This is a genomic window from Undibacterium sp. Ji22W (genome assembly GCF_049340305.1).
Lineage (GTDB): Bacteria > Pseudomonadota > Gammaproteobacteria > Burkholderiales > Burkholderiaceae_D > Undibacterium.
The window spans coordinates 1,063,389-1,073,940 of record NZ_JBMPOU010000002.1 but is presented as its reverse complement, the minus strand read 5'-3'; the positions used below and the strand labels follow the sequence as shown (position 1 = coordinate 1,073,940).

13 protein-coding genes are annotated in these 10,552 nt (G+C 46.5%); all 13 read right to left on the bottom strand.

Annotation, left to right across the window (positions count from 1 at the left end):
• Nucleotides 1–20 precede the first annotated feature (20 nt).
• The 13 genes from ACO0KW_RS11360 to ACO0KW_RS11300 all read right to left on the bottom strand — a co-directional run bounded on the left by ACO0KW_RS11360 (nt 21) and on the right by ACO0KW_RS11300 (nt 10,511).
• Nucleotides 21–830, bottom strand: a complete 810-nt coding sequence (locus tag ACO0KW_RS11360; protein ID WP_423053185.1) for a PPK2 family polyphosphate kinase — start codon at nt 828–830, stop codon at nt 21–23.
• Between the two features lie 20 nt (nt 831–850).
• A complete protein-coding gene (locus ACO0KW_RS11355) occupies nt 851–1,279 on the bottom strand; it encodes a CoA-binding protein (RefSeq protein ID WP_423053184.1) in 429 nt (142 codons plus the stop codon).
• A 119-nt stretch (nt 1,280–1,398) separates the two neighbouring features.
• The gene (locus ACO0KW_RS11350) at nt 1,399–1,821 is read right to left on the bottom strand and encodes a F0F1 ATP synthase subunit epsilon (RefSeq protein WP_314858594.1); all 423 of its coding nucleotides are present in this window, start codon (nt 1,819–1,821) and stop codon (nt 1,399–1,401) included.
• A 122-nt stretch (nt 1,822–1,943) separates the two neighbouring features.
• Entirely contained in the window at nt 1,944–3,347 is a 1,404-nt protein-coding gene (gene atpD, locus ACO0KW_RS11345) for a F0F1 ATP synthase subunit beta (RefSeq protein WP_315472396.1), read from the bottom strand.
• Nucleotides 3,348–3,377: 30 nt separating this feature from the next.
• On the bottom strand, nt 3,378–4,247 hold the full coding sequence (gene atpG / locus ACO0KW_RS11340; protein ID WP_186922772.1) for a F0F1 ATP synthase subunit gamma: 870 nt from the start codon (nt 4,245–4,247) through the stop codon (nt 3,378–3,380).
• A 39-nt stretch (nt 4,248–4,286) separates the two neighbouring features.
• A complete protein-coding gene (gene atpA / locus ACO0KW_RS11335; RefSeq protein WP_315472397.1) occupies nt 4,287–5,828 on the bottom strand; it encodes a F0F1 ATP synthase subunit alpha in 1,542 nt (513 codons plus the stop codon).
• A 48-nt stretch (nt 5,829–5,876) separates the two neighbouring features.
• Nucleotides 5,877–6,410 (bottom strand): F0F1 ATP synthase subunit delta, encoded by a 534-nt coding sequence (locus tag ACO0KW_RS11330; RefSeq protein WP_423053183.1) that lies wholly within the window; start codon nt 6,408–6,410, stop codon nt 5,877–5,879.
• Nucleotides 6,411–6,412: 2 nt separating this feature from the next.
• Nucleotides 6,413–6,883, bottom strand: coding sequence for a F0F1 ATP synthase subunit B (locus ACO0KW_RS11325; protein WP_423053182.1), 471 nt, complete (start codon nt 6,881–6,883; stop codon nt 6,413–6,415).
• A 77-nt stretch (nt 6,884–6,960) separates the two neighbouring features.
• On the bottom strand, nt 6,961–7,203 hold the full coding sequence (gene atpE / locus ACO0KW_RS11320) for a F0F1 ATP synthase subunit C (RefSeq protein ID WP_186917574.1): 243 nt from the start codon (nt 7,201–7,203) through the stop codon (nt 6,961–6,963).
• 117 nt (nt 7,204–7,320) lie between these two features.
• Nucleotides 7,321–8,145, bottom strand: a complete 825-nt coding sequence (atpB, locus tag ACO0KW_RS11315; protein ID WP_423053181.1) for a F0F1 ATP synthase subunit A — start codon at nt 8,143–8,145, stop codon at nt 7,321–7,323.
• A 2-nt stretch (nt 8,146–8,147) separates the two neighbouring features.
• On the bottom strand, nt 8,148–8,486 hold the full coding sequence (locus ACO0KW_RS11310) for an ATP synthase subunit I (protein ID WP_423053180.1): 339 nt from the start codon (nt 8,484–8,486) through the stop codon (nt 8,148–8,150).
• A gap of 344 nt (nt 8,487–8,830) precedes the next feature.
• Nucleotides 8,831–9,724, bottom strand: coding sequence for a ParB/RepB/Spo0J family partition protein (locus ACO0KW_RS11305; protein WP_186941567.1), 894 nt, complete (start codon nt 9,722–9,724; stop codon nt 8,831–8,833).
• A 7-nt stretch (nt 9,725–9,731) separates the two neighbouring features.
• Nucleotides 9,732–10,511 carry a ParA family protein gene (locus ACO0KW_RS11300; protein ID WP_423053179.1) on the bottom strand — a complete coding sequence of 260 codons (780 nt, stop codon included), beginning with the start codon at nt 10,509–10,511 and terminating at the stop codon, nt 9,732–9,734.
• Between the last annotated feature and the right edge of the window lie 41 nt (nt 10,512–10,552).

Below are 10,552 nucleotides of genomic sequence, written 5' to 3'. Positions count from 1 at the left end.
ATAGTTGCTACTTTTTTCAGCTATTCAACTTTGATTTTAAAGTAGTCAGGATGCGGTTCTGGGTAGCTGAGATTCAGGCTCGCCAGCTTTTCGGCAACAATGCTGGCGATGATCAGATTGCGTTGGCTTTTGGAGTTTGCCGGAATAATATGCCATGGTGCGTACTCCGTATGCGTGGCATTTATCGCTGTTTGGTAGGCATCTTGGTAGTCTTCCCACGACACCCGCTCGGTCAAATCTTTGGGATCAAATTTCCAGTGTTTATGTGGATCGCTGAGACGTTCTTCCAAGCGCTCTTTCTGCTCATCTTTGGAAATGTGTAAAAAGAATTTTAGGATTGTCGTGCCAGTTTCGCTCAGCATGCGCTCAAAGGCATTGATGTGAGAGAGTCGCCGTTTGACTTCTTCGTCGGTGATCCAGCCATGTACGCGCGTGATCAACACGTCTTCATAATGACTGCGGTTAAAAATGACCAATTCGCCGACTGCAGGCACTTGTTGATGGATACGCCATAAATAATCGTGCGCCAATTCGACACTACTGGGTGCTTTAAAACTGACGCTGCGGATTCCTGCTGGATTCGAGGCGCCAAACACAACTCTCACGGTGCCGTCTTTGCCTGAAGTGTCCATCCCTTGCAAGACAATCAGGAGTTTATGTTTTTGTTGTGCATACAAGATGTTTTGAAATTCCGCTATTTGTGCACTGAGCTCCAGCGTTTTTTCTTTCATCAGGGTTTTATTGCCAGCAGAAGCTAAAGCTCGCAGTGCTGCGTCTTTTTCCTGTAGGACTGTCTTGCCTGATGCCAAAAACTGCGCTGAGATATTCATGCCTATCCACCCCGGTTAATTTATTCGACGATATTGTGCAGTCGCTTATGTTCTATCTTAGTACATTTATCCATCACCACTTCTAATCCCGCAGCACGTGCCTCAATTGCCGCAGTTTCATTGGAGATGCCTAACTGCATCCAGAGTGCTGCAGCTTTAACGGCCATTGCGTCGGTTAGTATGGCAGGGATATCTTCAGATTTACGGAAACAATCGACGATATCGATGCTTAGTCCCGTTTCTTGTTGCGCGACTGCCAAGGTCGGATAGCACTGCAAGCCAAGTATAGAATTTCCTGCTTGCAGTGGATTCACCGCCAAAATGCGGTAGCCATGCTTTTGTAGGTATTCCGCCACTTTATAACTATCACGCTCAGGTTTATTCGAGATGCCGACGATGGCGATGGTTTTCGCCGTGTTCAACAGGTGATCAATCAAGACATCTGACATGTGTCAACTCCATACAAAAATCATGTGAAAAAAGAAAAAGGCAGCCGTAGCTGCCTCTTCCTTGATAAAACTTATATCGTAAAACTGTTACTGCATCTGTAAAGTAAAACTTTGCAGAATTAACGCTTAGAACGCAATTTCTGAATCGCTGCCAACTGTGCAATCGCAGATTGCAATTCAGCTTGTGCTTGCGCGTAGTCGATGCCTGATTCGCGATTGACCAAAGCTTCTTCCGCTAATTTCTTAGCTTCTGCTGCTTTCGCCTCATCCAGATCATGACCACGGATCGCTGTATCAGCAAGAACAGTAACGCTATCAGGTTGAACTTCCAGGATACCACCAGCGACGAATACAAATTCGTCTTCAGCTTGACCTGCAACCTTAATACGTACCGCGCCTGGCTTAATACGTGTGATCAGTGGCGTGTGTTTTGGATAAATACCCAATTCACCTGATTCACCCGGCAACGCGACGAATTCAGCTTCACCAGAAAAGATCATCTCTTCTGCAGAAACTACGTCAACGTGAATAGTATGTGCCATGTGCTAACCTTTTCTTTCGTCTAAGTACGCTTGCGCGCACCACGAAAAGTCTACCTTCTTGCTTGGCTTGCTTTGAGTCGTTTCGCTTTCACGTTACGACTCAAGCAAACGCATCCGCAATATTAGGCAGCCATTTTCTTCGCTTTTTCGATCGCTTCGTCGATAGTACCTACCATGTAGAACGCTTGTTCTGGCAAGTGATCGAGTTCACCGGATGCAATCATCTTGAAGCCTTTGATTGTATCTTTGAGTGAAACGTATTTACCTGGAGAACCAGTAAATACCTCAGCAACGTGGAAAGGCTGAGACAAGAAACGTTGCATCTTACGTGCACGAGCAACCAATAACTTATCTTCTGGTGCCAACTCGTCCATACCCAAAATCGCGATAATGTCACGCAATTCTTTGTAGCGTTGCAGAGTACCTTGAACAGCACGAGCCGTTTCATAGTGTTCCAAACCAACCACTTGTGGATCCAACTGACGTGATGTCGAATCGAGTGGATCAACCGCTGGGTAAATACCCAGAGAAGCGATGTCACGAGACAAAACAACGGTGGAGTCCAAATGGGCAAACGTAGTTGCTGGAGATGGATCAGTCAAATCATCCGCTGGAACATAAACCGCTTGAATCGACGTAATAGAACCAGTCTTAGTGGAAGTAATACGCTCTTGCAAACGGCCCATTTCTTCAGCCAATGTTGGTTGGTAACCTACCGCGGAAGGCATACGGCCCAACAACGCAGAAACTTCAGTACCAGCCAATGTGTAACGATAGATATTATCGACGAAGAACAACACGTCTTTACCTTCGTCACGGAAACCTTCAGCGATTGTCAAACCAGTCAAAGCAACGCGCAAACGGTTACCTGGTGGTTCATTCATCTGACCGTACACCATCGCAACTTTGGATTTTTCTGGCTCTTCCAAGTTCACAACGTTAGCGTCAGCCATTTCGTGATAGAAGTCATTACCTTCACGAGTACGTTCACCAACACCAGCAAACACGGACAAACCGCTGTGTGCTTTAGCAATGTTGTTGATCAACTCCATCATGTTAACGGTTTTACCAACACCGGCACCACCGAACAAACCAACTTTACCACCCTTCGCAAATGGGCAAACCAGATCAATAACTTTGATACCGGTTTCCAACAATTCTTGCGATGGAGAGAGTTCGTCGTAAGCAGGTGCTTTACGGTGAATCGATGCTTGTGTTTCACGGCTAACCGGACCACATTCATCAATCGGGTTACCCAATACGTCCATAATACGGCCCAGTGTTGCTTTGCCGGTTGGAACCATAATTGGATTACCAGTGTTACTAACCATCAAGCCGCGACGCAGACCATCAGATGTACCCAGCGCGATGCAACGGACAATACCGTCACCCAATTGCTGTTGCACTTCTAACGTCAGGTCAGAGCCTTCCATTTTTAAGGCATCGTAAATTTTAGGCATCGCATTGCGTGGAAATTCAACGTCCACAACAGCGCCGATACACTGAACGATTTTGCCATTAGCCATGTTCGTTCCTTCAATAATTATAAATTCAGTTTAGACCGCTGCCGCGCCGGCGACGATCTCGGAAAGCTCTTTGGTAATAGCGGCTTGACGAGTTTTGTTATAAATCAATTTCAACTCACCAATCACACTACCTGCGTTATCACTTGCTGACTTCATCGCCACCATACGTGCCGATTGTTCAGACGCCATGTTTTCTGCAACCGCTTGATAAATCAAGGCTTCAACATAACGAATCAACAATTCATCGATCACCGCAGCCGCATCTGGTTCGTAAATATAGTCCCAAGAATGTTGAGCTTTATTTGTTTCCAGCTTGTCCGCTGTCAGAGGCAATAATTGCTCTAACACTGGCTCTTGCTTCATGGTGTTAATGAATTTCGTGTAGCTTAAGTAAACCGCATCGATTTTGCCTTCCTGATACGCATCCAATAACAACTTCACTGGACCAATCAATTTATCGAGGTGGGGTGTATCACCCAATTGCGTCGCATGCGCCACAACTTTTGCACCTACTCGATTCAGGAAACCAAGACCTTTATTACCAATTGCGACCGCTTCAATTTTTGAACCCTGACCTTCAAGTTCACGCATTTTGTTGGTGACCAAACGTAAAACGTTGGTGTTCAAGCCACCACACAAACCCTTATCTGTCGTTACAACAACCAATCCAACTTTCTTGGATTGGTCTTGTTGAACCATGAAAGGATGCGTGTACTCTGGGTTAGCCTGTGACAAGTTAGCTGTGATCGTACGAATCTTTTCACTGTACGGACGAGCCGCACGCATTCTTTCCTGCGCTTTACGCATTTTAGAAGCAGCGACCATTTCCATCGCTTTCGTGATCTTCTTCGTATTCTCTACGCTTTTGATCTTGCCACGTATCTCTTTACCTACTGCCATGAGTGAACTCCTTCAAGCTAAAAGTAAGTTTCAACTCAATTAAAATGCGCCGGATTTTTTGAAATCAGCGATCGCGGCAGCCATGGCAGCTTCGCCATCTTTGTCCAATTGCTTAGTCTCTTCAATCTTTTGCAACAAGGCTGCATGGCTAGTTTTCATAAAATTATGCACGCCAGCTTCGAAAGCCAAAACTTTCTTCACAGGTACATCATCCAAGAAGCCTTTGTTCACTGCGAACAAAGTCACTGCCATCAGAGAAATCGACAATGGTGCGTACTGAGCTTGTTTCAACAATTCAGTTACACGTGCACCACGATCCAATTGCTTACGTGTTGCTTCATCCAAGTCAGACGCGAACTGCGCAAACGCAGCCAATTCACGATACTGTGCCAAGTCAGTACGAATACCACCGGACAAGTTTTTGATAACTTTAGTTTGCGCAGCACCACCAACGCGTGACACGGAAATACCCGCGTTAATCGCTGGACGAATACCTGCGTTAAACAATGAAGTTTCCAAGAAGATCTGACCGTCAGTAATCGAAATTACGTTGGTTGGAACGAAAGCAGAAACGTCACCAGCTTGTGTTTCAATGATAGGCAATGCTGTCAATGAACCTGTCTTACCTTTAACTTCACCTTTAGTGAATGCTTCAACGTAGTCAGGGTTAACACGTGCTGCGCGCTCTAACAAACGTGAGTGCAAATAGAACACGTCACCTGGATATGCTTCACGACCTGGTGGACGGCGCAACAACAGGGAAACTTGACGGTACGCTACCGCTTGCTTAGACAAATCATCATAAACGATCAATGCATCTTCGCCGCGATCACGGAAGTATTCACCCATCGCGCAACCAGAGTATGCGGATACGTATTGCATCGCTGCAGATTCAGCTGCAGTTGCCGCAACAACGATAGTGTATTCCATCGCGCCGTGTGCTTCTAAAGCACGCACAACGTTTTTAACAGAAGACGCTTTTTGACCAATCGCTACATAGATACATGTAACGTCTTGACCTTTTTGGTTAATGATCGCGTCAATCGCTACCGCTGTTTTACCAGTTTGACGATCACCAATGATCAATTCACGCTGACCACGACCAACTGGAACCATAGAGTCGATAGACTTCAAGCCAGTTTGCAATGGTTGAGAAACGGATTGACGTGCAATAACGCCTGGAGCAATCTTTTCGATTGGCGCAGACAATTTTGCATTGATAGGACCTTTGCCATCGATTGGTTGACCCAATGCGTTGACAACACGGCCGCGCAATTCTGGACCGATAGGAACTTCCAAAATACGACCAGTACATTTTACTGTGTCGCCTTCAGAAATGTGCTCGTAGTCACCGAGAATAACGGCACCAACGGAATCACGTTCCAAGTTCAAAGCCAGACCAAATGTATTGCCTGGGAATTCCAACATCTCGCCTTGCATCGCATCGGACAAACCGTGGATGCGGCAGATGCCGTCGGTAACGGAAATAACCGTACCTTGATTACGAATCTCAGCACCGTCGCCAAGGCCTTGAATACGGCTCTTGATCAACTCGCTGATTTCTGATGGGTTGAGTTGCATACTAACTCCTAAAATTGTTTCAGTACTTGAACAGCATTAAGCAACAGCTTAAGCGGTCAAAGCGTTGTGCATCTGTTGCAGCTTGGCGCGAACCGAAGTATCTAGCACTTGATCACCAACCACGATACGCACACCACCGATCAGGGATGAATCCACTGTCACAGTTGGGTGCAGTTTGCGACCAAATTTCTTTTCCAGTGTTGCGGCCAAATCTTTAACCTGTGCGTCAGTCATTTCAAATGCGCTGGTGATTTCAGCATCTGCAGAGCCAGCGTCGGCGTTTTGCAAAGCATGAAATTGCACAGCGATTTCTGGCAATGTGGTTAAACGGTCATATTCAGTCAATGTAAGCACGAAGTTTTTCGCTTCAGCATTTACAGGTGACTTCAACACGGACAAGAAAGCCTCAGCAGTTTGCGCTGCGGAGACTTTGGGGTTGTGTGCAAGAGCTACTACATCGGGATGCGCTGCGGCTTGCGCCATCTCAGCAACCAGTTCCGACCAGGCGGACAGGTTGCCGGACTTAGCAACGCGATACAACGCTTCTGCGTATGGACGAGCGATCGTTGCGAGTTCTGCCATGATTACAGCTCAGTCTTCAATTGGTTCAACAAATCTGCGTGAGCAGAAGCGTTAACCTCACGTTTCAGAATTTGCTCTGCACCTTTGACTGCCAATACAGCAACCTGGTCGCGCAATTCTTCGCGTGCTTTTGTGACTTGATTTGCAGCTTCCGCTTGAGCGGCAGCGATGATACGCGCAGCTTCAGCATTAGCAGCATTCTTAGCTTCTTCTACGATCAATTGACCACGCTTTTCAGCGTTAGCAATTTGTGTCATACCTTTGTCATGAGCGGCTGCCAATTCAAGCTGAATCTTTTTCTCAGCTTCTTTCATGGCGGCTTGCCCTTGATCCGCAGCGGACAAGCCATCTGCGATTTTTTTCATACGTGCATCGATGGCACCAATCAATGGTGGCCAAACGAATTTCATGGTAAACAAAGCCAGGATGAAGAACACCCCTGCTTGGTACCACATGGTTTGATTAAGATTCATCGTCGTTTCCTTGTGTGAATTATCGTTCCGCTAGCGCTGATCCTGTGACCAGCACCGCGGTAGAAAAGGAAATTAAATTAACCTTTGAATGGGTTCGCAGTTGCGAAGAACATCGCGATACCAACACCGATAATGAACGCAGCATCGATCAAACCAGCCAACAACAACATTTTACCTTGCAACTTGTCCATCAATTCTGGTTGACGAGCAGACGCTTCCAAATATTTACCACCCATCATAGCGATACCGATACATGCACCCAAAGCGCCCAAACCGATAATCAAACCACAAGCCAAAGCTACAAATGCGACGTTAGTCATGAGAGAACTCCCTAAAAGTTAAAAAATTAAAATACCAAAACCAAAAACTAAAACCAAAAACCTGAAAACTTAAATCTGATTCAATTCAAAACCGATATTACTGAACTACCGAACTGATTAATGCGCCTCGTGAGATTGACCCATGTACACCAAAGTCAACATCATGAAAATAAAGGCTTGCAAGAATACGATCAAAATATGGAAGATAGCCCAGACCGAACCAGCAATGATTTGTCCAACGCCGCCGAAGTGGCTGTAAGCACCTAACAAAGCGATCAACAAGAACAACAATTCACCAGCAAACATGTTACCGAACAGTCGCATACCGAGTGAGAAAGTTTTCGCTGCGTATTCGACTACGTTCAAAGCAATATTCGCTGGGAACATCATTGGGCCAAACGGTGCTGTACACAATTCTTTAAGAAAGCCGCCAGCGCCTTTGATTTTGATGGAGTAGTACATCATCAGGGCAAACACGCCTACAGAGATACCCAAAGTACCATTCAAATCAGCAGTAGGAACCACGCGGTGATGCATTTCTGGGTCTAAACCCAATAATGGGAATAACCAAACAGAGAACAAATCGACAGGCAAAAAGTCCATCGCGTTCATTAATGAAACCCACACAAAAATCGTCAATGCCATCGGTGCAATGAAAGACACATTGCCGTGCACGATGCTCTTGGCTTGGTCATTGACCATTTCTACGACCATCTCAACTGCACATTGAAAACGGCCAGGAACACCAGAAGTCGCCTTGCGTGATGCCAAGTACATTAACAAAATCGCAGCCAGACCGCAAAATACGGACCAAATAATGGTGTCGTAGTTGATGTAAGACATATCCACGAGGGCTGTCTGCTGTTCATGGGAATTGGCTAAGTGACCGAGATGATGGCCGATGTATTCCGACGGGGTTGGGGCGTGCTCAGTTGCGCTCATAATCAATGCCTAAAGAGTAGTATTAAATAACTTTTCATTACCACGATGAATGCAGCGAGAAACGCCAGCCAGTTCAATTCGGGGTAAAACATAACCACCGCTCCCATGAGAGCAAAGGTCAGTGCAATTTTTATAAACTCGCCGACGAAAAAGTTCATCGGGTTGGCACCGCCGGGTTTTCGCACGCTACTGAGTAAGCGCAAAGCAAAAAACGCGTTCGGGAGCGCGCAACATAGACCGCCGAGTAGAGCGGAAATACCAGAGGAGAGACCAGACACTAACAACGCCACCAGCGCCGCGATGAAAGCTGCTGCAAATTGCAACAGGATGATGCGCGCCATGCCACTCCCCAGTTTTACAACAAATGTTCGTTTTCGACCAATGCGCTTTATACGTTTTTCTTCTTTTTATAGACTAAGTTTGTCCTTAGTCTGCGCTACATTAGTGCTATGTATGTTCTATTTTAGTGCTGCAACTGTGTCATTTCAGTGCAATTTTCGACGACAAGTAGGCAGATTTTCCAAAGCCACGGAATTATACGTGCATGTATAAGCAAGGTCAAACGTTTGATGCAACGCAACAAATTTCGTTTTGCAAGCGATCTGCCCAATTGTCTTCGACTAATTAACAAGTTTGCCGAGGATTATCGGCAAACTTGTTAAGTTGACTCCATTTTGACGAGGAATTACTGACCACGAATTTTTAAGATCACGCCATCTAAAGAATCCAGATCCGCAAAATCAATCAACATTTGTCCACGGCCTTTGCTGCCCATCTTCAAAGTCACTTGAGTCGCTAGCAAATCTGACAACTCTTCTTCCAAACGGGTGATGTCACGCGATTTTTCGGCTTTATCTTTTTGCTTTGCCGGCGTTGCCAATTCAGCCGTGGTCTTAGTGACCAGCTTTTCCGTATCACGAACCGACATTCGTTTTGCCACAACCTGATTCGCCAGTTGAATCTGCGTTGCCGCATCGACAGCCAACAAGGCACGGGCATGGCCCATGTCGATATCGCCCGCCATCAGCATGGTTTGCACAGGACGCGCCAAATTTAACAGGCGCAACAAGTTTGAAACCGCGCTGCGTGAGCGCCCTACCGCATTCGCTGCTTGCTCATGGGTAAAGGTAAAATCGGAAATCAGGCGATGTATACCCTGCGCTTCCTCCAAAGGATTTAAGTCTTCGCGCTGGATATTTTCGATCAGAGCCATCGCAGCCGCGGCTTGGTCATCGACATCTTTCACCAACACAGCGACTTCTGTCAAACCTGCCATCTGAGAGGCTCGGAAACGACGCTCACCGGCGATGATCTCATATTTGGTTACACCATTAGCCTGGCCGATAGGACGCACCAGGATAGGCTGCATCAAGCCCTGAGCTTTAATCGATGCTGCCAGCTCAGCTAAGGCGCCCTCGTCCATGCGAGTCCGTGGCTGGTATTTACCGGCTTGCATTTGCGTGACCGGCAAACTGGTTGGCGCGCCAACCACAGTTGGTACTGCTTCTGCGAAATCGCCAGCACCATCTAATAAAGCGTCTAAGCCACGCCCCAGGCCTTTTTGTTTTTTAGTTGCCATAGTCATCTTACTTTTTATCCAATAACTTAATTCTTTCCACCATCTCCGCGCCGAAGGCTATGTAGGCTTGCGCACCTTTAGAGGAGGGGTCAAACACCACGCCCGGGATACCGTAGGATGGCGCTTCGGCTAATCGCACATTACGCGGGATCACAGTCTTAAATACTTTGTCGCCAAAATGTTGTTCCAGCTGGTCGGAGACTTGTTGCGACAAGGTCATGCGTGGATCAAACATCACGCGTAACAACCCCACGATTTTCAAATCAGGATTCAGGTTAGCGGAGACTTTCTTGATCGTATTCGCCAAATCCGACAAGCCTTCCAGAGCATAGTATTCACACTGCATAGGAATAATCACGCCATTCGCTGCGCATAAACCATTCAGCGTCAACATCGATAGAGCAGGTGGACAATCGATCAAAATGAAGTCGTAGTCAGCGCCCACTTGGTGTAAGGCTGAGCGTAGACGCTTGTCTCGATTTTCGAGTTCGACCATTTCGACTTCGGCACCAGCCAATTCGCGGTTGGCTGGAAGGATATCAAATTTACCAGATTCTGATCTGACCACGGCCGATTTCACATCTGCCATTCCCAGCAATACTTGATAAACAGACAACTCCAGCTTGGCTTTATTAACGCCAGCGCCCATCGTGGCATTTCCTTGTGGATCCAAATCGACAAGTAAGACACGCTGATCAAGCTTCGCCAGACCTGCCGCCAAGTTGACAGTTGTAGTAGTTTTTCCTACACCACCCTTTTGATTGGCAACGCAAAAAATTTTAGCCATAGACACTTTTTAGAATAATTGCGGTTAAAAGAAAATCCCGG